This window comes from Falsiroseomonas oleicola, assembly GCF_019029495.1.
Classification (GTDB): domain Bacteria; phylum Pseudomonadota; class Alphaproteobacteria; order Acetobacterales; family Acetobacteraceae; genus Falsiroseomonas; species Falsiroseomonas oleicola.
The window spans coordinates 1,199,882-1,222,634 of record NZ_JAERQM010000001.1 but is presented as its reverse complement, the minus strand read 5'-3'; the positions used below and the strand labels follow the sequence as shown (position 1 = coordinate 1,222,634).

Here is a 22,753-nt window from a genome sequence, read left to right as displayed (position 1 = left end):
TTCACCCTGCCGCATGCGCGTCCTTTTCCGTCTTCTCCCCCTGCTGGCGCTGCTGCTTGGCGGCCCGGCCCTCGCCCAGACCCCGGCGGCGCCACCAACCGCCGCAGCCCCGGCCTCGGCGGAGCTGGATCGGCTGCTCGCCACGCTCCGCAACGACGCGGCGCGCACGGAACTGCTGCGCAACCTGGAGACGCTGCTGGCCGCCCAGCGCGCCGCCGCCCCGGCAGCGGGCACGAGCACGGGCACCCCCACGACCGGCGCGGCCACGCCGCCCGAGGCAAGTCCGGCCGCGCCGCCGGCCGCGGAAGCGCCGGCGCTGCTGGCGCCGAACACGCTGGGCGCGCAATTGCTGATGGGCGCCTCCCAGCGCCTGCAGGGCATCTCCGAAAGCCTGGTGGCGGCGGCGGAAGCGGCGACGGACCTGCCTTCGGTCGCGCGCTGGGCCTCCGACCTGGCACGCGACCCGGTCACCCAGACCCGCGTCATCGACGCCGCCTGGAAGCTGATGCTGCTGTTCGGCGCGGGCCTGCTGGCCGAATGGCTGGCGCGGCGCAGCCTGCGCCGCTGGTCGGAGCGGCTGGATTCCATGGCCCCTGCGGCAGAGGACCCCTGGACCTGGATGCGCCGGGTGCCGCTGGTGCTGGCCCGGCTGGTGCTGGACCTCCTGCCGCTGGTCGCCTTCGCCGTCATCTCCTACGGCATGATCGGCGCGGTGCGGCCGCTGCCGACCACCGAACTGGTGCTGCTGACCGCCAACAACGCCTATATCGCGCTGCGGGCGGTGATGGCGGTCTGCCGCATGCTGTTCTCCCCGGCGTCGAGCCATCTGCGGCTGGTGCCCTGCCTGGACGAGACGGCGGCCTATGTGACCGTCTGGGTGCGCCGCATCGCCAGCATCGCCATCTTCAGCTACGCGGTGGCCGAGGCCGGGCTGCTGTTCGGCCTGCCCTGGGCCGCCTATGACGGCATCCTGCGGCTGGCGGCGCTGGTCGTCTCCCTGCTGCTCATCATCGTCATCCTGCAGAACCGCGGCGCCATGGCCGATCTGCTGCGCGCGCCCGAGCTCCGGCCCGGCGACCAGCCGGACCGCATGCGCCGTCTGATGCGCAGCCTGCGCGACCGGCTGGCGGAGATCTGGCACCTGATCGCCATTCTCTGGCTGATGGCGCTGTGGGGTGTCTGGGCGCTGGAGGTGCGGGACGGGTTCGAGCGGCTGCTGCGCGTTTCCGTCATCACCCTGGCCATCCTCGGCATCGCCAAGCTGGCGGATGAGCTGCTGCGGCGGGCCATCAACCGCGGCTTCAGCGTCGGCCATGACCTGGCGCGCCGCTATCCGGGGCTGGAGGCCCGCGCTAACCGCTACCTGCCGGTGCTGAAGGGCATCGTCAGCGCCCTCATCATGGTCATCACCCTGCTGTTCCTGCTGGAAGCCTGGGGCGTTTCCGCCTTCGCCTGGTTCGCGCGCGGCCAGCTCGGCGCCCGGCTGCTGGCCTCCCTGATCTCGGTGGGGCTGACGGTGATCGTCGCCATCACGGTGTGGGAAGTGGCGAATGCCGCCATCCAGCGCTACCTGGTCCGCCTGTCCCGCGATGCCCAGGCGTCGCGCAGCGCCCGGGTGCGCACCCTGCTGCCGATGCTGCGCACCATCCTGTCCGGCACCATCATCGTCTTCGTGGCGCTGAACGTGCTGACCGAGATCGGCGTCAATGTCGCCCCGCTGATCGCCGGCGCCGGCGTCATCGGCCTGGCCATCGGCTTCGGGTCGCAGACCCTGGTGCGGGACGTCATCACCGGCATCTTCCTGCTGTTCGAGGATGCGGTCGCGGTGGGCGACGTGGTCTCGGTCGGCGGGCTGGCCGGCGTGGTGGAGCAATTGTCCATCCGCTCCATCCGCCTGCGGGCGCAGGATGGCTCTATCCACATCATCCCCTTCAGCGCCGTCACCACCGTGACCAACATGACGCGCGACTTCTCCTTCGCCGTGCTGGATGTCAGCGTCGGCTATGGCGAGGACACCGACCGGGTGGTGGAGGTGATGCGGGACGTGGCGGCGGATATCCGCGCCGACCCGAAGTTCAACCCGATCATCCGCGACGAGCTGGAGGTGCTGGGCGTCGAGCGGCTGGCCGATTCCGGCGTGCTCATCCGCGCCCGCATCAAGGGCGAGCCGATGGCGCGCTGGAGCATCGGGCGCGAGTTCAACCGCCGCATCAAGCAGCGCTTCGACCAGCTCGGCATCGAGATTCCCTATCCGCACCAGAAGCTGGTCATCGAGCGCCAGCAGCCGCGCCATCCGGCGGAGGAAGGAGAGGACTTCCCCGCCGCGCCGCAACCCGCTAAGAGCTAGGGTGTGATGACCTTCCGGATCCTCACGGGCCGAATTACCGGCCCGGCCGCCTGACCCCACACCCCCAGGGTGTGGTCGCGCGCGGCCGGGTGCCTTCACGGTCCTTCGTTCCCGATCCGGAGTCTCTCCCCATGTCCTTCTACGATCCCGAGCCGCTTTGCGCGGCGCGCTTCACCGTCACTGCCGATGCCTTTCCCGGCCTGCTGCCGCGCGTGCTCGAGCCTTTCGCCAAGCGCGACCTGACCCCCGACCTGGTCCGCGCGACGCGGGAAGGGGAGGTGATGCGGGTGGAAGTGGCGCTGCACGCCATGCCACTCTGCATGGTGCATCTGGTGGCCGGCAATCTCGGCCAGATCGTCGGTGCCCGGCGGGTGGAGGCGATGGAGGGCCGGGTGGTGCGGAACCTCGAACTGGCAACGGCGGCGTGACCGGCCCGGCCGATTGAACCGCGGGGGTGCCAGGGCGATATGAGGGGTATCATGATGTACCTCCTCGCCTTGATCGTCCCGCCGCTCGCCATCCTGATGTCGGGCAAGCCCTTCCAGTCCGTGTTCAACGGGCTGCTGTGGATCGGCGGCCTGCTGTTCATCCTGCTGCCCTTCGTCGCCGGCCAGGCAGCCTGGGGCATCGCCGTGATCTGGGCGCTGGCCGTGGTGCACGGCCGTCGCAGCGAGGCGCGCGACCGGCAGTTGGTGGAGGAAGCGCTGCGCCGGCGGGGGTGACCGTCCCGGGCCGCAACGCAAAAAGCCCGCCTTGCGGCGGGCTTTCGCTATCTGCCGACGATGAGGGGGGGCTCACGCCCGCATTCTCAAAGCCTGATGGACAGTTTTTAGGGTCGATCAGCCGGAAATTCAACACGCAATTGACCAGCCGCATCTGCGCGGATAGTGCTGATGTGGAAACAATCTGCGGAAGGCCGGGGTGGCTTCATTCGAGCAGGCCCATTTGGCCTACACCTCGAGAGAACTCCAGGAGTTGCCGGCGGTCATCTCGGCGCCGCGCTTCGCCACCTACCTCCAGGCCCGCGCCAATGATCGCGCGGAAGCGCTTGCGCTCTACGACTGGAATCTGGCCGTTTCGGCTGCCTTTCTCGTGCCCCTCCAGATTTGCGAAGTCGCCATGCGCAACGGCGTGGCCGAAGCAGTGCAACGGGTTCATGGTGCGACATGGCCATGGTCCAATGGCTTCCTGCGCAGCCTTCCACGTCCCAGGCGCCAATCGGACTACAATCCGGAAGCCGATCTGCGTGCCGTCGCCGCCCGCCAGCCCACAACGGGCAAGGTCATTGCCGAGCTGAAATTCGCCTTCTGGGAGAATCTGTTCACGGTGGGACAGGATGACCGCCTATGGGCACCGAACTTCCGGGCAGCCTTCCCAGATGCGCCCTCTGCAGCGCCCATCGCTTTCCTGCGGGCCATTGCCTTTCGGGACCTGCAATTGATCCGTCGCTTCCGCAACCGGATTGCGCATCATGAGCCGATCTTCAAGCGCGATCTGACAGCGGATTACCAGCGGCTGCATGAACTGGTGGGCTGGCGTAGTCAGACCGCGGCACAGTGGATGCATCGTCGCCAGCAGGCGACGATGCTGATCTCTCGCATGCCTACATGAACCCCACCGGGTCCACATCCACCTGGACCCGCACGGAATTCGGCAGCACAACCCGTGCCAGCCATTCCCGGATCAGAGACTGCACCTGCACATCCTTCCGGGCTTTCAGCAGCAGCCGTCGCCGATGTCGCCCGCGCAGCAGGGCCAGCGGTGCCGGCGCCGGGCCCAGCACCTCCACCCCCTCCGCCCGCGGCGCCGCGAGGCCGAGGTCGCGGGCGGCGCGGTCGGCCTCCCGCTCATCCTCGGAACTCACCACCAGGGCCGCCAGCCTGCCGAAGGGCGGCCAGTGGCCCGGCCGGCGTCCGGCGGCCTCGGCACTCATGAAAGCTTCGAAATCGTGGGAAACGAGGGCCTGCATCACCGGATGGTCCGGGTTGAAGGTCTGCATCAGCACCCGCCCCGGCGCCTCGGCCCGCCCGGCACGGCCGGCCACCTGGTGCAGCAATTGCAGCGTGCGCTCCGCGGCCCGCAGGTCGCCGCCGGCCAGGCCGAGATCCGCATCCACCACGCCGACCAGCGTCAGCCCCGGAAAGTGCCAGCCCTTGGCGACGATCTGCGTGCCGATGATGAGGTCCACCTGCCGGTCGGAAATCGCCGCTGCCGCCGCCGCGGCCGCCGCGGGGCCGGGGATGGTGTCGCTGGCCATGACGATGCGGCGTGCATCGGGGAACAGCGCCGTGGCTTCCTCCACCACCCGCTCCACCCCCGGGCCGACCGGGGTCAGCGTGCCGGGGGCGTTGCATTCGGGGCAGACCGGCGGGATCGGCTCGGCATGGCCGCAATGGTGGCATTGCAGGCGCTTCTGGGCGCGGTGTTCCACCAGCCAGGCGGTGCAGTTCGGGCAGCGCATGCGGTGGCCGCAGGCGCGGCAGAGCGTCAGCGGCGCATAGCCGCGCCGGTTGAGGAACAGCATCGCCTGCTCCCCCCGCGCCAGTGTTTTCTTGATGGCCTCCACCAGGACCGGGGAAAGGAAGCGGCCGCGCTCGGGGGGGAATTTGCGAAGGTCCAGCGCCTCCACCACCGCCATCCCTGCCGCGCCGTGGCGCTCCGGCAGGTCGAGATGGTGGTAGCGGCCGGACTCCACATTGTTCAGGGTTTCGAGGGAAGGCGTGGCGGAGACCAGCACGATGCTCGCCTTGGCCAGCCGGGCGCGCACCACCGCCATATCGCGGGCGTGATAGACCACGCCCTCCTCCTGCTTGAAGGCGGTCTCATGCTCCTCATCCACCACGATCAGGCCGAGATCGGGGAAGGGCAGGAACAGGGCCGACCGGGCGCCGACCAGCACCTGCACCTCGCCTTCCGCCACCGCCCGCCAGGTCCTGGCCCGGGTCTTGGAGCCCAGCTCGGAATGCCACAGCGCCGGATCGACGCCGAAGCGCTTGCGGAACCGCTCCAGCCACTGCGCCGACAGCGCGATTTCCGGCAGCAGCACCAGCGCCTGCCGCCCCTGGCGCAGGCATTCCGCCACGGCGTCGAGATAGACCTCGGTCTTGCCCGATCCGGTGACGCCGGTCAGCAGCGTCACGCCGAAGTCCCGCGACGCCACCTGCGCGCGCAGCGCCGCCGCCGCTGCATCCTGCTCCGGCCCCAGTACCGGGCCGGGGCGCGCCAGGTCCGGCGGGTCGAAGGCAAGCCCCGGGGGCAGCAGCGCCGGCACCAGCAGCCCGGCATCGGCCATGCCGCGGATCACGCCGGGGGAGACGCCCGCCGCCGCGGCGAGGTCCGGCCCGGCCCGCACCTGCCCCGGCGCCAGCGCCGCCAGCACCCGGGCGCGACCCGGGGTGAGTTTCGTTGGCGGCCCGCCCGGCGCCGCCTGCCAGCCGGCGCGGGCCGGCGGCGGTTCCAGGCCGGCCGGGCTGCTCATCGCCATGCGCAGCACGGCGCCGGGCGCGCTCAGCGTGTAGCCGGCGACCCAGGCGACGAAGCGGCGCAGCGTTGCCGTCATCGGCGGTGCCGCCATCACCCCGGCGATGTCGCGCAGCTTGCGCTCCGACAGGTCGGGATCGGGCTCCCCATCCCAGGCGACGCCCACCAGCTCCCGCCCGCCCAGCGGCACCACCACGAAATCGCCGGGCGCTACGGACAGGCCGGCCGGAATGCGGTAGTCATAGGCTCCGGCGGCAAGTGGCAACGGCAGCAGCACCGGGATTCGTGGCGCGGAAGCCACGCCCGGCAGTTGGTTCGGTTGCGATGACTTCCACCCGGGCAGGGGCATGCTCTAGGCTCCGAGACGAACGAAACCGAAACAAGTTTGTTGGGAACGCCGCGCGGCCAGATCATTCGCCGCCACGGCGCGCCCGAAGGAAGTGCGGCTGATGAAATTCTTCGTGGACACCGCCGATGTGGCCGAAATCCGGTCCCTGGCGGAATCCGGCCTGGTCGATGGCGTCACCACCAATCCCAGCCTGATCGCCAAGTCCGGGCGCAAGATGGCGGAGGTGATCGCCGAGATCTGCGCGATCACGGAAGGCCCCGTGAGCGCGGAGGTCACCGCGACCGACTTCGCCGGCATGCTGGCCGAGGGCAAGTATCTGCGCGACATCGCCCCCAATGTCGCGGTGAAGGTGCCGCTGACGGAGGCCGGGCTGCGCACCTGCCGGGCATTGTCGCAGGAAGGCACGCCGGTCAATGTCACGCTGTGCTTCTCCGCCGCCCAGGCTTTGCTCGCGGCCAAGGCCGGCGCCGCCTTCATCTCGCCCTTCGTCGGCCGGCTGGACGACATCGCCACCGATGGCATGACGCTGATCGGCGACATCGTCCAGATCTACCGCAACTATCCGGGCATCAAGACCGAGGTGCTGGTCGCCTCCGTCCGCCACCCGATCCACCTGGTGCAGTCGGCCAAGCTGGGCGCGCATGTGGCGACCCTGCCGCCCGCCGTCATCCGGCAATTGCTGAAGCACCCGCTGACCGACAGTGGCCTCTCCGCCTTCCTCGCCGACTGGGCCAAGACGGGGCAGAGCATCCTGTGAGGTCGACGCCGCGACATGCCGGCGCACGCCATGGGCGTGACCAAGGCGCGTCGTGGCCGCCTGGCCGGTGGCATGCGCCGGCCATAGCCAAGAAGGTCTCGATATCGTCATGAGACGCTGCGCCGCGACCCTCCTCGACCCGTCCCTTGATGCGATGGCCGAGGAGGTCGCGGCGTATCTGCGGGACCACCCGGATTTCCTGGCCCGGCGGCCGGAGCTCTATCGCGCCCTGGTGCCGCCGCGCCGCATCCATGGCGAGAACCTCGCCGACCACATGATGGCCATGGTGGCCGCCGAGCGCAGCCGCACCCGGGCGCTGGAGGCGGAGGTGCTGGCCGCCGTCGAGGATGGCCGGGCCGGCGCCACGCTGGTTATGCGGGTGCGGCTCGCCGTGCTGGCGCTGATGCGGGCGCGCGATGTGGTGGAAAGCGTCACCCAGGAACTGCCCGCCCTGATGCGGGTGGAAAGCTGCAATCTGCTGGCCGAGCCCAGCCCCGCCGCGCCCGACCGGCAGCGCCCGCCCGAACTGGCCTTCGCCTTCCGCCGCGCCGGCATCCTGCCCCTGCCCGCCGGGGCGGTCACCCGGCTGGTCGGCCGGGGCCGCGATGCGCGGGTGCGGACGGAGGTGACGGAGGCGACCCTGCTGCATGCCGAGGCCGCCGCGCTGGTGACGCGGGATGCGCTGGTGCGCGTGCCGCTGGCCTGCGGCACGCCCTGCCTGCTGGCGCTCGGCGCGCGGGATGCGGTGGCGCTGCCGACGCGGCAGGTGGCGACCACGCTCGCCTTCCTCGGCCGCACCGTCGCCGCGGCGCTGTCGCGCTGATGACCAGCGCGCGGATGGTCAGGCGCTGATGACCGGCGCGCGGATGGTCAGGCGCTGAAATGGGGGGCGTGGAAGCCCTGGCCGGCTGGCTCGCCATGCTGGCCGCCGAACGCCGCGCCAGCCCGCATACGGTGGAGGCCTATGGCTCGGATCTCGGCCTGTTCCTCGGTTTCCTGACCAGGCATCTGGGGGAGGAGCCGGATGTGGCGGCGCTGGGCGCCCTGCGTCCCGCCGATCTGCGCGCCTTCATGGCCGATCGGGTGCGGGAGGGTGATGGCAATGCCACGCGCGCCCGGCGCCTGGCGGCGCTGCGCGGCTTCCTGCGCCATCTGGCGCGCCGGCATGGCCAGCCGACCACGGCGCTCACCGGCCTGCGCGGCCCGCGCGCGCCCAATTCCGTGCCCCGCGCCCTGACGGTGGAAGAAGCGCGGGAGGTCGCCTTCGGCATCGGCGCGGTGCATGACCCGGACCGGGCGGAACTGCCGAAGATGCAGGCGGCGCGCGACGTGGCGCTGTTCACCCTGCTCTATGGCTGCGGCATCCGCATCGCGGAGGCATTGGCGCTGGATGTTCGCGATGCGCCCAGGCCGGGGCAGGACGCGGCGCTGCGCGTGACCGGCAAGGGCAGCAAGCAGCGGCTGGTGCCGGTGCTGCCGGTGGTGCGGCAGGCGATGGGCGCATGGCTGGCCGAACATCCGGACCCGGCGCCGGACTCGCCCCTGTTCGTCGGCGCGCGCGGCGCGCGGCTCGATCCTGGCGTGGCACAAAGGTCGCTGCGCAACTGGCGGCGGCTGGCGGGGCTTCCGGAACATGCCACGCCGCATGCGCTGCGGCATTCCTTCGCCACCCATCTCCTGGGCGCCGGCGCCGACCTTCGCGCGATCCAGGACCTGCTGGGCCATGCCAGCCTGTCCACCACCCAGCGCTACACCCGCGTCGACGCGGCCGGGTTGCTGGAGACCTGGCGCGCCGCGCATCCGCATGCGGATTGAGTCACGCATGGGCGTCGTGGACGAAGGGGGCGCTTCACCGCCCCCTTCATCAAGCAGACAGGATCAGGCCGGCGGCGCCTGCAGGGCTTCGGCGCGCTGGAGGAAGTTGCGGATCGCCGGCTGGTGCTTCACCGCGAAGGCCTTGAGCGCCGGCACCTCGCCATTCTGGGCGTAGGAGTCGAACAGCATCACCGTCTCCTTATAGGCCTCGACCTGCATCTGGACGTACCAACGGTTCAGCTCGTCGCCGTCCAGGCCGCGCAGCCGCTCCAGCTTCGCCAGCATCGGGCCGTCGCCGGCGGAGGGCAGGCGCGTGGTGGCTTCCGGCATGGCGCGCAGCTCGGCCGCCATCGCGTTGTGCGCGTTCGTCGTATCCTGGGCGAACTGGCGGATCTGCGGATGGGTGCTCTTGGCCAGCAGCATCTCGCCGGACTGCGCGGCGAAGCTGTCGGCGATCGTCGCCCGTTCCACGAAGCGGTTCGCGCCAACGCTGGTGCTGTTCAGCAGGTCGAGCACGCCGGTCGGGCGGTCCTGCGCCATCAGCGAAGCGGCCGGCAGTAGCATGGCGGCGGCAAGGACAAGGCTGCGACGGTTCATGGCGTGTGTCTCCTGAATGGGTCTCGTTGTGCTTCAGGAAACGTCGCAGGCCGGTCAGGGTTGCCCGATGCGCCGGCTTTGGTGACAGACAGGGCAGATCAGCTTCGGCGGAACACCCGCCGCGTTCGGGCCTTCACGCCCTGCCAGCCGGCCTCGCTGCGCAGGATCAGGCGGGTTTCCATCACCTCCACCTTAGCCACCATCTTGGGCCAGCGCCGATCCGCCCAGTTCAACCCGCGATGCGCCCAGTGATACTGATGACGCAGCACGAACAGCCCCAGCGCGAAGAACACCGCCCCCGGCAGGATCGGCAGGACACCGCCGATCGGGCTGATGACGATGAGCGACCAGCCGGCGCATTTGCGGCGGAGGCAGGGGCGATATTCCATCATGGAAGCGGGCAGATGGCCCTTCCCGGCCAGCAAAGCAACATGGGCGCCGGTCAAGTCCCCGGGCAAGCCCCCGGCTTGCGCACCTCGCGCCAATCCTGGTCGCTGGGCAGGTCCAGCCGGCGCGCGCTGGCCAGGTAGATCCGCTCCATCGTCCCGGCCGGCCCGGGCGTGCCCACCTTCTCCCCGCGCGCGTTATGGATGCCGAGCCGGGTGCCGGCATAGCGCCGATGCGGCACCTCCAGAACCTGAAGGTAGCCGCGCCCCGCCAGCATCCGCTCCAGCGTCGCGCGGTCCAGGAACCCCTCCGCGCCGAAGGACACGACCAGGGTCGGCGCCCTCAGCGCGGCCACCAGCCGGGCGAAGGCCGGGCCGATGCCGGCGCGGCTGTTGAAGGCGCTGCGGTGGCTGCGGCAATCGAGGCGTTTCCGCGCCCGGCCATAGACCTCCGGCCGGTCCCAGCGCACCAGCGTTTCCCACAGGTGATAATTGGCGAGATAGGCGTGCTGGTCATAGGGCGGGTCGAGATAGGCGACCTCGCAATCGATCGAGCCGGCCAGCCCCACCGCATCCTCCCCCAGCGCCAGGCAGGGGCCGGCGGCGGGGCGGGGCAGCAATTCGGGCAGGCGCAGCGCCAGCGGCTTCAGGGCGCGCGGCGCCAGTTCGCGCAGGAAGGCCATCTGGTGGCCGGGGCTGCTATCCACCCGGTCCGCGGCCTGGACCAGCGCGGTCAGCAGCACCGCCTCCAGCTCCGGCTCCAGCTCCAGGCGCGCGATCGCCTGGCGCATCGCCTCCAGCCGCGCAGCATTCACGGGATGCAGATAGCGGGCCTGGACGGCATAGGTCTCGGTGAACCAGCCGGGGGCGGGCGGCAGATGCGACAGCTCCGCCAGAAATTTGCGCGCCCGCTCCCCCCAGACCTCCAGATCAGCCTGCACCATGCCGCGCGCCAGGGTCGCGGCAAAGCGCAACGCGTCATTCGCCAGCACCCGCCAGCCGGAGGCCTTCAACGCATGCGCCACCCGGGCGGACCCCGAAAACAGATCCGCGACAACGGCCCTCTCCCCAGCCGCCACCCCCACCGCCCCCAGGATCGGCCCCAACAGCGCCTTCTTCGACCCCAGGTATTTTATCAGGCTGCCGCTCCCGGCCGGCCAAGCGGGCCGGCGATCCGGCAGGGATAAGTGCTGGCTGCACAGCCCCTAAGGGCAGCGCGCACTCTACCGCGCGCTGTGGCCGCGAATGCGGCCCGCGCCCAAACCATCAACGCGGCCGGGCGCAGCAGTGCACCGGCGCGAAGGCAAGCGGCCGGAGGCCGCGCCCGCCGTTTGAGGGCAATTAAATATGCAAAGCCCGGCCGTCGACGGCCAGTGCGGCCTCCTTGACGGCCTCGTTCAGGGAGGGATGGGCGTGGCAGGTGCGGGCCACATCCTCGGCGCTGGCGCCGAATTCCATGGCGATGGCGATCTCGGCGATCAGCGTGCCGGCATCGGGGCCCATGATATGGGCGCCCAGCACCCGGTCCGAGGTCTTGTCGGCCAGGATCTTCACGAAACCATCGATATCGCCCATGGCGCGGGCGCGGGCATTGGCGGTGAAGGGGAATTTTCCCACTTTGTATTCGGCGCCACGCGTCTTCAGTTGCTCTTCCGTCTCGCCGATGCTGGCGACCTCCGGCCAGGTGTAGACCACGCCCGGAATGGCATTGTAGTTCACATGGCCATGCTGACCGGCGAGGATCTCGGCCATGGCCACGCCCTCCTCCTCCGCCTTATGGGCGAGCATCGGGCCGACGATGGCATCGCCGATCGCGTAGATGCCGGGGATATTGGTGGCGTAATGCGCGTCGGTCACGACGCGGCCGCGCTCGTCCAGCGCCACGCCGATCTCCGCCAGGCCGAGGCCGCCGGTGAAGGCGCGGCGGCCGATGGCGACCAGCACCACATCGGCCTTCAGCGACTCCGCCGCGCCGCCCGCCGCGGGCTCCAGCGTCAGCGTCACGCCGTCCGCGGCCTTGGTCGCGCCGGTGACCTTGGTCTTGAGCTTGGTCTTGATGCCCTGCTTGCCGAGCACGCGTTCGAACTGCTTGCCCACCTCGGAATCCATGCCCGGCACCAGCCGGTCGAGGAATTCCACCACCGTCACCTCGGCGCCGAGGCGGCGCCAGACGCTGCCGAGTTCCAGCCCGATATAGCCGCCGCCGATGACCACCAGGTGGCCCGGCACCTTGGTCAGCTCCAGCCCGCCGGTGGAGGTGACGATCTGCGTCTCGTCCACCTCGACGCCCGGCAGCGGAATGCTCTCGCTGCCCGTGGCGATGACGATGTGCTTCGCGGCGTAGGTGGTGCCTTCCACGGTCACCTGACCGGGCGCCGGGATGCTGGCGGCGCCCTTCAGCCAGGTCACCTTGTTCTTCTTGAACAGGAACTCGATGCCCTTGGTGTTGGAGGACACGACCTCCCCCTTCCGCGCCTGCATCCGCGCCAGGTCGATCTTCACGCCTTCGACGATCACGCCGTGATCGGCCAGCTTGTGCTTCGTCTCCTCATAATGTTCGGAGGAGTGCAGCAGCGCCTTGGAGGGGATGCAGCCGACATTGAGGCAGGTGCCGCCCAGCGTCGCGCGCTTTTCCACGCAGGCCACCTTCATGCCGAGCTGTGCCGCGCGAATCGCGCAGACATAGCCGCCGGGGCCGGCACCGATGACAATGAGGTCGAAGCTCTCGGACATGAAGATGATCCTGCGAATGCTGGGCGGACCATAGCCCGCGGCCCGCCCCGTGCAAGTCGTGGCAGGATCGCAAGCGCGATCAAGCCGGCATCGGTCAGGATGTGAAGGTCAAAGGATGCGCGGATGGCCACGAAACTTCTCACCCAGCAGGATTACGGCCGGCGCATCGCCCGGGCCATCGCGCTGATCGCCGCCGACCCGGCCCGCAATCCGGGGCTGGAGGCGCTGGCGGCGGCCGCCGCCTTCAGCCCCTATCACTTTCACCGCATCTACCGGGAGATCACCGGCGAGACCCCGGCCGATACCCTGCACCGCGAGCGCCTGTCGCATGCCGCCGGCCTGCTGGTGCGGGGCGGGCAGCCGGTGGCCGCGGTGGCCAGGGCCTGCGGCTATGGCTCCGCCGCCGCCTTCACCCGCGCCTTCCGCACCGCCTATGGCATCCCGCCCGCCGCCTATCGCGACTCCGGCGGCATCGGCCTGCGCCTGCCCATCCGACCGCATGAGGAGACGACGTTGTTCCCGATCGAGATCCGCCAGGAAGCGCCGCTGCGCCTGGCCACCCTGCCCCATCGCGGTGCCTATACCGCCATCGGTTCCACCTTCGACCGCCTCATCGCCTGGGCCGCCGCGCGCCGGCTTCTTGGCGCGCAGACCCGCTTCATCGCGCTGTATCACGATGATCCGAGCAGCGTGGCGGCCAAGGACCTGCGCTCCGAGGCCGGGCTGACGGTGCCGGAGGGTGTGGAGGGGTCGGAGGGCGTGACGATCCGCGACCTGCCGGCCAGCCGCTTCGCCGTGCTGCTGTTCCAGGGCCCCTATGCCGAGCTGGAACGCGCCTATACCTGGCTCTACCGCGACTGGCTGCCCTCCAGCGGCGAGGAACCGGCGGATGAGCCGGTGCGGGAGGAGTACCTGAACGACTGCCGCAGCCTGCCGCCCAGCGAATGGCTGACCGCGGTGATGCTGCCGCTGCGCCCCCGGACGGCCGCGTGAACCGCGCCATGCCCCGCCGCGCGCTGCTCGCCGCCAGCCTCGCCACGCCCGCCGCTGCCCAGGCGGAATGGGGCCGCGCCACGCCGGCGGAGGGCGGCTTCGTGGCCGACCTGGCGGAACGGCTGGATTTCGGCGTCCGGTCCGGCCTGCTGCGCGGCCTGCACGGCGTGCTGCTGGCGCGGGAGGGGCGCATCCTGCTGGAGCGCTACGATGACGGGGCGGACGAGGCCTGGGGCCGGCCGCTCGGTCAGGTGGCGATGGGGCCGGAGACGCTGCACGACCTGCGCTCCGTGACCAAGAGCGTGGTTGGGCTGCTCTATGGCATCGCGCTGGCGCGCGGCCAGGTGCCGCCGCCGGAGGCGCCGCTTTACCCGTGCTTCCCCGAGTTTCCCGATCTTGCCGCCGATCCGGCGCGGGCCGGCATCCGGGTGGAACATGCGCTGTCCATGACCATGGGGCTGCGCTGGGACGAAAGCGGCCCCTACCTCGATGCCCGCAACAGCGAGATCGCGATGGAGCAGGCGCGGTCGCGGCTGCGCTACGTGCTGGAACAGCCGGTGGTGACGCCGCCGGGCCAGCGCTGGATCTACAGCGGCGGCGCCACGGAGCTGCTCGGTGGGCTGATCGCGCGCGGCAGCGGCCAGTCCCTGCCGGATTATGCGCGGGAGGTGCTGTTCGGCCCGCTCGGCATCGGACGCTTCGAATGGCATGGCCGGGAGGCCGGCGAGGAATCCGCCGCCTCCGGCCTTCGGCTGACCCTGCGCGACCTGGCCCGGATCGGGGAGCTGGTGCGGCAGGACGGCGCGGTGGAGGGCCGGCAGGTGGTGCCGCGCGACTGGATCGCGGCCATGACCCGGCCCGTCATCCCCACCGGCGACGGGCTTCGCTATGGCTGGCACTGGTATCTCGGCCGCGAAGCCCTGGGAGCGGGGTCGCCATCACCCTGGTTCGGCGCCTTCGGCAATGGCGGGCAGCGGCTCTGGGTGCTCCCGGCGGCGGGACTGACGCTGGCGATCTTCGCCGGCCGCTACAACACGCCGGATGCCTGGACCGGCCCGACCCGTGTGTGGCGGGAGATCGTGCTGGCCAACCTGCGGCCGTGAGGCATCCGGCTCAGCCGGGGATGCGCGCGATGACCTTGATCTCGAAGTCGAAGCCGGCGAGCCAGGTCACGCCCACCGCGGTCCAGTTCGGATAGGGCGGGCCGCCAAAGGCCTTCAGCCGCTCGGCCGCCACCGTCTCCATCTGACGGGCCGGGTCGGTGTGGAAGGTGGTGACATCCACCACATCCTGAAAGCCGCAGCCGGCCGCTTTCAGCACCGCCGCGAGGTTGGCGAAGGCCTGGGCGACCTGGCCGGCGAAATCGGGCTCCGCCGAGCCATCCTCGCGGCTGCCGACCTGGCCCGAGACGAACAGCAGGTCGCCGGAGCGGATCGCCGCCGAATAGCGATTGGTCTCGTAGAGGGCCTGGCGGCCGGCGGGGAAGATCGCTTCGCGTGTGGTCATGTGTCGCTCCATCCAGATGGCGGGCCTAGCCCGCATTGCGGCGGTGGCACGTGAAAGATATACGCACCGTATGTCCAACTGGCGACATACGCGGCGTATGTCAATTGTGGAGATGCCGATGGTCGCGACGCGGCGGGCGCAGATGGTGGAGGAAACGCGCGCCCGGCTGATCCGCGCCGCGCGCGCCGCCTTCGCCACACAGGGCTATGCGGCGGCCTCGATGGATGAGCTGACGGCGGAGGCCGGGCTGACGCGCGGCGCGCTGTATCACCATTTCGGCGACAAGACCGGGCTGATGCAGGCGGTGGTGGCGCAGATCGACGCCGAGATGGCGACCCGCCTGGCGGAGGTGCGGGACCGGGCGCCGGATGCCTGGCAGGGGCTGCTCGATGAATCGGTGGCCTATATCGAGATGGCGCTGGAGCCGGAAATCCGGCGCATCATGCTGCTGGACGGGCCGGCCGTGCTCGGCGACCCCTCCCGCTGGCCGAGCCAGAATGCCTGCCTGCGCACCACCACGCAGACCATCCAGGGGCTGATGGACCAGGGAATTGTCCAGCGCCTCGATGCGGAGGCGACGGCCCGGCTGTTGAACGGTGCCGCGCTCAGCGCCGCGCTGTGGATCGCCGCGGCGGAGGACCCGCCTGCCGTGCTGGCCAAATCCATCCAGGTCTTCCGCAACCTGGCCACCGGCCTGCTGCGCCCGGCGGAGGGCGCCGGTTAGACGGCGAAGACGCGGATCAGCACGGCATCCGGCCGCCGCTCGCCGAGGCCTACGAACAGACCGCGGGTCAGCCACAGATGCGCCGGCGCCGCCGTCTCGAAGGCCGGCGCGGTGCGGAAATAGACCCGCTCCGGCGGCACCGGCTCGCCGCGCAGCAGCCGCGCCATATCCTCCGGCGCCGCATGGCGCAGGCCGCGATTGGTCACCTGGACCAGCGCGCCATCGGCCAGGCGCAGCGTGTAGCGCGCCTCGATCTCCGCCACGCCGTCGGGGCGGATCAGCTGGAAGTCCGCGCCGCCGGGCAGAACCTCCCCCACCAGCCGCGGTCCCGCGATATGGCCGCCGAGGATCGGCACGATGCGCCGTTCCCCGAGCGGCCCGGCGCCGAGAGAGACCGGCGGGCCGACCGCCACCTCCGCCAGCGCCACGAATTCGGAAGCCAGTGCCGCGCTTTTCATTGCCGATCCGTCCCCCGCCTTGCTTATTATGCAGCATAACAATCAAGGAGGACCCGTCCATGCCCCAGCCGCATCTGCCGCGCCGCGCCTTGCTGGCCGCCGCCGCCTTCCTGCCGCTCGCCGCCCAGGCTGCCCTGCCCGAAAGGCCGATCCGGCTGGTGCTCGGCTTCCCGCCGGGCAGCGGCCCGGATGTGGTGGGACGCCTGCTGGCGGAGGCCCTGCGCGAGGCCTGGCCCGCCGGGGTTGTGGTGGACAACAAGCCCGGCGCCGCCGGTGCCATCGCGGCGCAGGAGGTCGCCCGCGCCGCGGCGGATGGCACGACGCTGCTGTTCGGGGAGGTCGGCCAGCTCGCCATGGCGCCCAGCACCTATGCCCGACTGCCCTACGACCCGGCGCGCGATTTCGCCGCGGTGGCGGAGGTGGCGGCGATCGACTTCGCCTTCGTGGTACCGGCCAGCCTGCCGGTCGAGGAGCTGGACAGCTACGTCGCCTGGGGCAGGTCGCGGTCGCAGGTCTTCATGGGCACCTTCGGCGCCGGCACCCCCGGCCATTTTGGCGCCACCATGCTGGCCGCGCAGGCCGGGCTGCGGGCCGAGGCGGTGCATTTCCGCGCCACCGGGGACGCCATGGCCGCGATCCTGGGCGGCGATGTGCAGGGCATGTTCGGCACCATCGCCCTGGTCGCGCCGCATGTGCAGGCGGGGCGGCTGAAGGCGCTGGCGGTGACAGGGCCGGCCCGCGCGCCGCTGCTGCCGCAGGTGCCGACCATGGCGGAGCTCGGCCGGCCAGGCCTCGGCTTCCATGCCTGGTTCGGCCTGGTGGCGCCGGCCGCGACGCCCGCGCCGGTGCTGGCGGCGCTGGAGGAAGGGGTGCTGCGGGTGCTCGCGGCGCCACCGCTCCGCGCCCGCCTGGCCGAGACCGGCTTCCGGCCCGCCGGCCATGGCCGGGTGGATTTCGCCCGGATGATGCAGGCGGAGACGGTGCGATGGGCGGAGGTGGTGCGCGCCACCGGCTTCCGCGCCATCGAATGATGGTTCAGGCCAGCAGCGCGCCGACCAGCAGGCCCAGTCCGAACACGCCCGCCGCCATGGAGGTCAGTCCCCACCAGCGTTCCGGCGTGAAGCCGCCGGCGAAGGCGAAGACGGCGCCGAGCAGATAGGCGCCCGCGCCCTGTGCCACGTCGATGCGGGCCATCACCACCAGCGGCCCGATGGTGGCGAGCAGCCCGGCCAGGGTGCCGAGGCCGCGCCATATGCGGTCCGTGCGGGGTTCAGGGCGCAAGGCGGGCTCGCCGCGGGCGCGGTATTCGAGGGCGGCGCAGAGGGCGAGGAAGCCGAAGGCGAGGATCAGCATCGGGTCACCCTGGCAGCGGACATGAAAAAGCCCTTCCCCACGCCGGGCGGGGAAGGGCTTTTCGAGGCGTTCCGAAGAATCAGAGGTCCAGCATCAGCCGGCGCGGATCCTCGATGCTTTCCTTCACGCGGACCAGGAAGCTCACCGCCTCCTTGCCGTCCACGATCCGGTGGTCGTAGCTGAGCGCGATGTACATCATCGGCCGGATCTCGACCTTGCCGCCAACCGCCATCGGCCGCTCCTGGATCTTGTGCATGCCCAGGATGCCGGACTGCGGCGGGTTCAGGATCGGCGTCGACATCAGGCTGCCGTAGATGCCGCCATTGGTGATGGTGAAGCTGCCGCCGGTCAACTCGTCCAGCTTCAGCGCGCCATCACGCGCCTTCTTGCCGTAGGAGCCGATGGTCTTCTCGATCTCGGCGAAGCTCATCTGGTCCGCATCGCGCAACACGGGCACCACGAGGCCGGAGGGACCACCGACGGCGATGCCCATATGGACGGCGTGCTTGTAGACGATCTCGTCGCCGTCGATCTCGGCGTTCACCGCCGGGAATTCCTTCAGCGCCGCGACGCAGGCCTTCACGAAGAAGGACATGAAGCCGAGCTTCACGCCGTGCTTCTTCTCGAAGGCGTCCTTGTATTCGGTCCGGAGCGCCATCGCCGCGCCCATATCCACCTCGTTGAAGGTGGTCAGCATGGCGGCGGTGTTCTGCGCTTCCTTCAGCCGGCGCGCGATGGTCTGGCGCAGGCGGGTCATCTTCACCCGCTCCTCACCGGCACCCGGGGCACGCGCGGCCTTGGGCGCGGCGGCGGCCGGGGCAGGGGCGGCGGCGGGCTTGGACAGGAAGGCGAGCACGTCGCCCTTGGTCACGCGACCATCCTTGCCCGTGCCGGCGCCGACCTGCGCCTGCGTCACGCCGGCATCGGCCATCGCCTTGGTCGCGGCGGGGCCATTGGCGGCGCCTTCCGCGGGGCGGGAGACCGGACCCGGGGCGGGCTGCGGCGCCTCGGTCTTCGGCTGCGCCGGGGCGGCGGCGGCCGGCTTCGGGGCGGTCGGCGTGCCGGTGGAGGCGGGCTTGGCGCCGGCGCCCTCGGCGATGCTGCCAATCACGGCGCCGGCCTCGACCTCCGCGCCCTCATCGGCGCTGATGCTTTCCAGCACGCCGGCAACGGCCGCGTTGACTTCCACCGTGACCTTGTCGGTCTCCAGCTCCACCAGCGGCTCATCCATCGCCACGGCTTCGCCGGCCTTCTTCAGCCACCGCGCCACAGTGGCGGAGGAGACGCTTTCCCCGAGCGGGGGCACCACGATATCGGTCATCTGTCCTGCCTTCTGCCCTGTGGAGCGCTCATCAAAGGCCGAGCGCCTCGCGCACCAGGGTTTCCTGCTGCTGCTGGTGAACCTTGGCGAGGCCCGTGGCCGGGCTCGCCGCTTCGATGCGGCCGACATAGGTCGGGCGCTTCGCCTTGATCTCGATCTCGCGCAACACGCCCTCGACCTTGCGGTCGATGAAGGTCCAGGCGCCCATATTCTCGGGCTCCTCCTGGCACCAGACCACTTCGGCGTTGCGATAGGGCGCGAGGGTCTTCGCCAGCGTCGTCTTGGCGAAGGGATAGAGCTGCTCGACGCGGATGATCGCCACGTCCTTCACACCCTTCTCCCGCCGCTCCGCCAGCAGGTCGTAATAGACCTTGCCGGTGCAGAGCACGACGCGCTTCACCTGATCCTCCGCCACCAGGGCGTCGGTTTCCGGGATGATGTACTGGAAGGCGCTGCCCGGGCCGAAATCAGCCAGCGGGGAGACCGCCAGCTTGTGGCGCAGCAGCGACTTCGGCGTCATCAGCACCAGCGGCTTGCGGTAGTTCGCCTTCAACTGGCGGCGCAGCGCGTGGTAGTAATTGGCCGGGGTCGTCAGGTTGCCAACGCGCATGTTGCGCTCGGCGCAGAGTTGCAGGTAGCGCTCCAGCCGGGCGGAGGAATGCTCCGGCCCCTGGCCTTCGTAGCCATGCGGCAGCAGCATCACCAGGCCGGACATGCGCAGCCACTTGGTCTCCGCGCTGGCGATGAACTGGTCGATGATGACCTGGGCGCCATTGGCGAAGTCGCCGAACTGGGCTTCCCACAGCACCAGGGTGCGCGGGTCGGCCAGGGTGTAGCCGTATTCGAAGCCCAGCACGCCGAATTCGGACAGCAGGCTGTTGAAGGCCTCGAACTTCGGCTGGTCCGCGCGCAGGTTGTTCAGCGGGATGTATTCCGCCTGGGTCTTCTGGTCGATCAGATAGGCGTGGCGATGGCTGAAGGTGCCGCGCTGCACATCCTCGCCCGAGAGGCGGACGCGATGGCCTTCCAGCAGCAGGGTGCCGAAGGCCAGCGCCTCGCCGGTCGCCCAGTCGATGCCCTCGCCGGTCTCGATCGCCTGCCGCTTCGCCTCAAGCTGGCGCAGGATCTTCGGATTGGCGCCGAAATCCGCCGGCACGCGGGACAGCACGCCGCCGACCTCGCGCAGGGTCTCCAGGCTGACGGCGGTGTCGTGCAGCTTCTCGACTTCCTCGCCCACCGCGACCGACTTCAGGCCGGACCAATGGCCTTCCAGCCAGTCCGCCTTGTTCGGCTTGAAGGAGGCGGCGGCCTGGAAGGCCTCCTCCAACTGCGCGTTGAAGGCATCCAGCACCGCCTTGGAGTCCTCGGCCGGGACCGAACCCTCGCGCGCGAGCTTCTCGGCATAGAGGGTGCGGGTCGTCTTCATTTCCTTGATGCGGCCGTACATCAGCGGCTGGGTGAAGGCCGGCTCGTCCGTCTCGTTATGGCCGTGGCGGCGATAGCAGACGATGTCGAGCACGAAGTCGGCGCCGAACTGCATGCGGAACTCGGCCGCCATGCGGGCGCAGAACACCACCGCTTCCGCGTCGTCGCCATTCACATGCAGGATCGGCACCTGGATGCTCTTCGCCACGTCCGTGCAGTACAGGCCGGAATAGGCATGCGCCGGGACGGTGGTGAAGCCGATCTGGTTGTTGGTGACGATATGGATGGTGCCGCCGGTGCGGTAGCCGATGAGCTGGCTCATCGCCAGCGTCTCATACACCAGGCCCTGGCCGGCGAAGGCGGCGTCGCCATGCAGGGTGATGCCCATGACGCTGCGGCGCGACTTGGTGTCGCCTGCCATGTCCTGCCGCGCGCGAACCTTGCCGATGACCACCGGGTCAACCGCTTCGAGATGCGAGGGGTTCGGCTGGAGCGACAGATGCACCATCCGGCCATTGATCTCGACATCGGTCGAGGTGCCGAGGTGGTACTTCACGTCGCCCGAGCCCTGGACGTCGTCGGGATGGGCGGAGCTGCCCTTGAATTCGCTGAACACCGCGGTGAAGGGCTTCTTCACGATGTTCACCAGCACGTTCAGCCGGCCGCGATGGGCCATGCCGATCGTCACCTCGTTCACGCCCTGGCCGGCCGCGACCTCGATGACCGACTGGATGGCGGGGATGGTGGATTCACCACCCTCCAGCCCGAAGCGCTTGGTGGTGGCGTATTTCTTGGCGCAGAAGGCCTCGAAGCCCTCGGCCTCGGTCAGCTGCTGCAGGATCTGGCGCTTGGCCTGGCCGTCGAAGGCCTTGACCCAGGGCGCACCCTCGATCCGCCGCTGAATCCAGGACTTTTGCTCGGGATCCTGGATGTGCATGAACTCGGTGCCGATCGAGCCGCAATAGCTCGCGCGGCAGATGGCGAGGATTTCGCGGAGTGTCGCGGTTTCCTTGCCCAGCACGAAATCCAGGAAGATCGGGCGATCCATATCGGCTTCGGTGAAGCCGTAGGTCTTGGGGTCCAGCTCCGGATGCGGCTTCATCACCTGCAGGCCGAGCGGATCGAGCTGCGCTTCCAGATGGCCGCGGACGCGGTAGCTGCGGATCAGCATCAGGGCGCGGATGGAATCCAGCACCGCCCGCTGCGCCGCGGCCTTGTCCATGGTGGTGCCGGCGGCGGCGGCCGGGGCGGGTTTGTCGCCCTTCTTCGGCGCCGGGGCTTCCGGGTCCGGGCCGAAGGCGCCGCGGATGCGCGGTGCCCAGCTCGCGCCGACCGCATCGGTCAGCACCGCGCGGCCTTCGTCGTTCAGCGCCCCGAACAGCTCGGCGAAGGAGGGATCGACGCTGTCCGGCTTCTCCGCCCAGCGGGCATAGAGGTCGGCGAGGTAGGTCGCATTCGCGCCCGACATCGCACTTGCGAGGACATCCACTCCGGCCATTTCCGTCTCCGTTGCGCCCAGCCTCTGCCGGCGGGCCGCCACTACATAGGTCACCAGGCCCGCCGCCGTCAGGCCCTGAGACCAGAGCCTGACGCGACCCTGGTGACCGTTACGTTACTTCTTGAGCGCCTTCACCATGGTCGAGCCGAGCGCGGAGGGGCTGTCGGCGACATGGATGCCGGCCTTGCGCATCGCGTCCATCTTGGCTTCCGCCGTGTCGTTGCCGCCCGAGATCACCGCGCCCGCATGACCCATGCGACGGCCCGGAGGGGCCGTGGCGCCGGCGATGAAGCCCACCACCGGCTTGTTCGGCTTGCCCGGTCCGAAATTGTGCTCGGCGAGATACTCGGCGCCGATCACTTCGGACTGGCCGCCGATCTCGCCGATCATGATGATGGACTGGGTCTCGTCATCGGCCAGGAACAGCTTCAGGACATCGATGAAGTCCATGCCCTTCACCGGGTCGCCGCCGATGCCGACGCAGGAGGACTGGCCGAGGCCGGCCGCCGTGGTCTGCGCGACGGCCTCATAGGTCAGGGTGCCGGAGCGGCTGACGATGCCGACCGAGCCGCGGCGGTGGATGTGGCCCGGCATGATGCCGATCTTGCAGGCATCCGGCGTGATGACGCCCGGGCAGTTCGGCCCGACCAGCAGCGACTTGGAACCGGCCAGCGCGCGCTTCACCTTCACCATGTCGAGCACCGGAATGCCCTCCGTGATGCAGATGATCAGCGGCATCTCGGCGTCGATCGCCTCGAGGATGGCGTCCGCCGCGAAGGGGGCGGGCACGTAGATGACGGTGGCATTCGCCCCGGTCGCGTCCCGGCATTCCACCACGGTGTTGAACACCGGCAGGTTCAACTCGGGGTGCATGGTGCCGCCCTTGCCGGGGGTCGTGCCGCCGACATAGGTGCTGCCATAGGCGATGCCCTGGCTGGCATGGAAGGTGCCCTGGGCGCCCGTGAAGCCCTGGGTCATGACGCGGGTGTTGGCGTCGATCAGAACGGCCAT

At 70.2% G+C, this 22,753-nt stretch carries 22 protein-coding genes; 11 read left to right on the top strand and 11 right to left on the bottom strand.

Annotated features, from left to right (window positions below; all coding sequences use genetic code 11):
* The first annotated feature begins 13 nt into the window (after positions 1 to 13).
* From JJQ90_RS05845 to JJQ90_RS26835, 4 genes are all read left to right on the top strand, one after another.
* Positions 14 to 2,347, top strand: a complete 2,334-nt coding sequence (locus tag JJQ90_RS05845) for a mechanosensitive ion channel domain-containing protein (protein WP_216873503.1) — start codon at positions 14 to 16, stop codon at positions 2,345 to 2,347.
* A 131-nt stretch (positions 2,348 to 2,478) separates the two neighbouring features.
* Positions 2,479 to 2,775 carry a hypothetical protein gene (locus JJQ90_RS05840; RefSeq protein ID WP_216873502.1) on the top strand — a complete coding sequence of 99 codons (297 nt, stop codon included), beginning with the start codon at positions 2,479 to 2,481 and terminating at the stop codon, positions 2,773 to 2,775.
* Positions 2,776 to 2,826: 51 nt separating this feature from the next.
* Positions 2,827 to 3,069: a hypothetical protein gene (locus JJQ90_RS05835; protein WP_216873501.1), complete on the top strand. Its 243-nt coding sequence runs from the start codon at positions 2,827 to 2,829 to the stop codon at positions 3,067 to 3,069.
* A 199-nt stretch (positions 3,070 to 3,268) separates the two neighbouring features.
* Positions 3,269 to 3,958, top strand: coding sequence for a hypothetical protein (locus JJQ90_RS26835; RefSeq protein WP_329959381.1), 690 nt, complete (start codon positions 3,269 to 3,271; stop codon positions 3,956 to 3,958).
* Here the strand turns inward: JJQ90_RS26835 and JJQ90_RS05825 are convergent.
* Positions 3,951 to 6,176 (bottom strand): primosomal protein N', encoded by a 2,226-nt coding sequence (locus JJQ90_RS05825; RefSeq protein WP_216873500.1) that lies wholly within the window; start codon positions 6,174 to 6,176, stop codon positions 3,951 to 3,953. The genes JJQ90_RS26835 and JJQ90_RS05825 overlap by 8 nt on opposite strands.
* Before the next feature lie 100 nt (positions 6,177 to 6,276).
* Here JJQ90_RS05825 and fsa point away from each other — a divergent pair, with 100 nt between their 5' ends.
* The 3 genes from fsa (at position 6,277) to JJQ90_RS05810 (ending at position 8,748) form a co-directional block, all read left to right on the top strand.
* Positions 6,277 to 6,933, top strand: a complete 657-nt coding sequence (fsa, locus tag JJQ90_RS05820; RefSeq protein ID WP_216873499.1) for a fructose-6-phosphate aldolase — start codon at positions 6,277 to 6,279, stop codon at positions 6,931 to 6,933.
* 109 nt (positions 6,934 to 7,042) lie between these two features.
* Positions 7,043 to 7,756 carry a DUF484 family protein gene (locus JJQ90_RS05815; RefSeq protein ID WP_216873498.1) on the top strand — a complete coding sequence of 238 codons (714 nt, stop codon included), beginning with the start codon at positions 7,043 to 7,045 and terminating at the stop codon, positions 7,754 to 7,756.
* Positions 7,757 to 7,815: 59 nt separating this feature from the next.
* Positions 7,816 to 8,748 carry a tyrosine recombinase XerC gene (locus JJQ90_RS05810; protein WP_216873497.1) on the top strand — a complete coding sequence of 311 codons (933 nt, stop codon included), beginning with the start codon at positions 7,816 to 7,818 and terminating at the stop codon, positions 8,746 to 8,748.
* Positions 8,749 to 8,811: 63 nt separating this feature from the next.
* On the opposite strand, the gene JJQ90_RS05805 is transcribed toward JJQ90_RS05810, so the two are convergent.
* The 4 genes from JJQ90_RS05805 to lpdA form a co-directional block, all read right to left on the bottom strand.
* Complete coding sequence (locus tag JJQ90_RS05805) at positions 8,812 to 9,345, bottom strand: DUF4142 domain-containing protein (protein ID WP_216873496.1); 534 nt, start codon at positions 9,343 to 9,345, stop codon at positions 8,812 to 8,814.
* Between the two features lie 98 nt (positions 9,346 to 9,443).
* A complete protein-coding gene (locus JJQ90_RS05800) occupies positions 9,444 to 9,791 on the bottom strand; it encodes a hypothetical protein (RefSeq protein WP_216873495.1) in 348 nt (115 codons plus the stop codon).
* Complete coding sequence (locus JJQ90_RS05795; RefSeq protein WP_268958600.1) at positions 9,788 to 10,858, bottom strand: DNA adenine methylase; 1,071 nt, start codon at positions 10,856 to 10,858, stop codon at positions 9,788 to 9,790. The genes JJQ90_RS05800 and JJQ90_RS05795 overlap by 4 nt, the downstream gene beginning before the upstream one ends.
* A gap of 214 nt (positions 10,859 to 11,072) precedes the next feature.
* Positions 11,073 to 12,464: a dihydrolipoyl dehydrogenase gene (gene lpdA, locus JJQ90_RS05790; RefSeq protein ID WP_216873493.1), complete on the bottom strand. Its 1,392-nt coding sequence runs from the start codon at positions 12,462 to 12,464 to the stop codon at positions 11,073 to 11,075.
* 123 nt (positions 12,465 to 12,587) lie between these two features.
* Between lpdA and JJQ90_RS05785 the strand changes: the two genes are divergently transcribed.
* Positions 12,588 to 13,457 (top strand): AraC family transcriptional regulator, encoded by an 870-nt coding sequence (locus JJQ90_RS05785; protein ID WP_216873492.1) that lies wholly within the window; start codon positions 12,588 to 12,590, stop codon positions 13,455 to 13,457.
* Positions 13,458 to 13,465: 8 nt separating this feature from the next.
* Positions 13,466 to 14,560 (top strand): serine hydrolase domain-containing protein, encoded by a 1,095-nt coding sequence (locus JJQ90_RS05780; RefSeq protein WP_216873491.1) that lies wholly within the window; start codon positions 13,466 to 13,468, stop codon positions 14,558 to 14,560.
* A gap of 10 nt (positions 14,561 to 14,570) precedes the next feature.
* Here the strand turns inward: JJQ90_RS05780 and JJQ90_RS05775 are convergent, their stop codons facing one another.
* Entirely contained in the window at positions 14,571 to 14,963 is a 393-nt protein-coding gene (locus JJQ90_RS05775) for a RidA family protein (RefSeq protein ID WP_216873490.1), read from the bottom strand.
* A gap of 118 nt (positions 14,964 to 15,081) precedes the next feature.
* Here JJQ90_RS05775 and JJQ90_RS05770 point away from each other — a divergent pair, with 118 nt between their 5' ends.
* Positions 15,082 to 15,687, top strand: a complete 606-nt coding sequence (locus JJQ90_RS05770; RefSeq protein ID WP_216873489.1) for a TetR/AcrR family transcriptional regulator — start codon at positions 15,082 to 15,084, stop codon at positions 15,685 to 15,687.
* Here the strand turns inward: JJQ90_RS05770 and JJQ90_RS05765 are convergent.
* Complete coding sequence (locus JJQ90_RS05765; RefSeq protein ID WP_216873488.1) at positions 15,684 to 16,145, bottom strand: DUF3237 domain-containing protein; 462 nt, start codon at positions 16,143 to 16,145, stop codon at positions 15,684 to 15,686. The genes JJQ90_RS05770 and JJQ90_RS05765 overlap by 4 nt on opposite strands.
* Positions 16,146 to 16,204: 59 nt before the next feature.
* On the opposite strand from JJQ90_RS05765, the gene JJQ90_RS05760 reads away from it, so the two are divergent.
* Positions 16,205 to 17,176, top strand: a complete 972-nt coding sequence (locus JJQ90_RS05760; protein WP_216873487.1) for a Bug family tripartite tricarboxylate transporter substrate binding protein — start codon at positions 16,205 to 16,207, stop codon at positions 17,174 to 17,176.
* Positions 17,177 to 17,180: 4 nt separating this feature from the next.
* On the opposite strand, the gene JJQ90_RS05755 is transcribed toward JJQ90_RS05760, so the two are convergent.
* The 4 genes from JJQ90_RS05755 to sucD form a co-directional block, all read right to left on the bottom strand.
* Positions 17,181 to 17,498, bottom strand: coding sequence for a hypothetical protein (locus tag JJQ90_RS05755; RefSeq protein WP_216873486.1), 318 nt, complete (start codon positions 17,496 to 17,498; stop codon positions 17,181 to 17,183).
* A gap of 79 nt (positions 17,499 to 17,577) precedes the next feature.
* A complete protein-coding gene (gene odhB / locus JJQ90_RS05750; RefSeq protein ID WP_216873485.1) occupies positions 17,578 to 18,819 on the bottom strand; it encodes a 2-oxoglutarate dehydrogenase complex dihydrolipoyllysine-residue succinyltransferase in 1,242 nt (413 codons plus the stop codon).
* A 31-nt stretch (positions 18,820 to 18,850) separates the two neighbouring features.
* Positions 18,851 to 21,742 (bottom strand): 2-oxoglutarate dehydrogenase E1 component, encoded by a 2,892-nt coding sequence (locus JJQ90_RS05745; protein ID WP_216873484.1) that lies wholly within the window; start codon positions 21,740 to 21,742, stop codon positions 18,851 to 18,853.
* A gap of 114 nt (positions 21,743 to 21,856) precedes the next feature.
* Positions 21,857 to 22,753: a succinate--CoA ligase subunit alpha gene (gene sucD / locus JJQ90_RS05740; RefSeq protein ID WP_216873483.1), complete on the bottom strand. Its 897-nt coding sequence runs from the start codon at positions 22,751 to 22,753 to the stop codon at positions 21,857 to 21,859.

Excerpts from the sequence above, each read along its gene's own strand:
- JJQ90_RS05845 (WP_216873503.1), top strand. The coding sequence starts at position 14 with ATGCGCGTCCTTTTCCGTCTTCTCCCCCTGCTGGCGCTGCTGCTTGGC.
- JJQ90_RS05840 (WP_216873502.1), top strand. The coding sequence starts at position 2,479 with ATGTCCTTCTACGATCCCGAGCCGCTTTGCGCGGCGCGCTTCACCGTC.
- JJQ90_RS05835 (WP_216873501.1), top strand. The coding sequence starts at position 2,827 with ATGATGTACCTCCTCGCCTTGATCGTCCCGCCGCTCGCCATCCTGATG.
- JJQ90_RS05825 (WP_216873500.1), bottom strand. The coding sequence starts at position 6,176 with ATGCCCCTGCCCGGGTGGAAGTCATCGCAACCGAACCAACTGCCGGGC.
- fsa (WP_216873499.1), top strand. The coding sequence starts at position 6,277 with ATGAAATTCTTCGTGGACACCGCCGATGTGGCCGAAATCCGGTCCCTG.
- JJQ90_RS05815 (WP_216873498.1), top strand. The coding sequence starts at position 7,043 with ATGAGACGCTGCGCCGCGACCCTCCTCGACCCGTCCCTTGATGCGATG.
- JJQ90_RS05810 (WP_216873497.1), top strand. The coding sequence starts at position 7,816 with ATGGGGGGCGTGGAAGCCCTGGCCGGCTGGCTCGCCATGCTGGCCGCC.
- JJQ90_RS05805 (WP_216873496.1), bottom strand. The coding sequence starts at position 9,345 with ATGAACCGTCGCAGCCTTGTCCTTGCCGCCGCCATGCTACTGCCGGCC.
- lpdA (WP_216873493.1), bottom strand. The coding sequence starts at position 12,464 with ATGTCCGAGAGCTTCGACCTCATTGTCATCGGTGCCGGCCCCGGCGGC.
- JJQ90_RS05785 (WP_216873492.1), top strand. The coding sequence starts at position 12,588 with ATGGCCACGAAACTTCTCACCCAGCAGGATTACGGCCGGCGCATCGCC.
- JJQ90_RS05780 (WP_216873491.1), top strand. The coding sequence starts at position 13,466 with ATGCCCCGCCGCGCGCTGCTCGCCGCCAGCCTCGCCACGCCCGCCGCT.
- JJQ90_RS05775 (WP_216873490.1), bottom strand. The coding sequence starts at position 14,963 with ATGACCACACGCGAAGCGATCTTCCCCGCCGGCCGCCAGGCCCTCTAC.
- JJQ90_RS05770 (WP_216873489.1), top strand. The coding sequence starts at position 15,082 with ATGGTCGCGACGCGGCGGGCGCAGATGGTGGAGGAAACGCGCGCCCGG.
- JJQ90_RS05765 (WP_216873488.1), bottom strand. The coding sequence starts at position 16,145 with ATGAAAAGCGCGGCACTGGCTTCCGAATTCGTGGCGCTGGCGGAGGTG.
- JJQ90_RS05760 (WP_216873487.1), top strand. The coding sequence starts at position 16,205 with ATGCCCCAGCCGCATCTGCCGCGCCGCGCCTTGCTGGCCGCCGCCGCC.
- JJQ90_RS05755 (WP_216873486.1), bottom strand. The coding sequence starts at position 17,498 with ATGCTGATCCTCGCCTTCGGCTTCCTCGCCCTCTGCGCCGCCCTCGAA.
- odhB (WP_216873485.1), bottom strand. The coding sequence starts at position 18,819 with ATGACCGATATCGTGGTGCCCCCGCTCGGGGAAAGCGTCTCCTCCGCC.
- JJQ90_RS05745 (WP_216873484.1), bottom strand. The coding sequence starts at position 21,742 with ATGGCCGGAGTGGATGTCCTCGCAAGTGCGATGTCGGGCGCGAATGCG.
- sucD (WP_216873483.1), bottom strand. The coding sequence starts at position 22,753 with ATGGCCGTTCTGATCGACGCCAACACCCGCGTCATGACCCAGGGCTTC.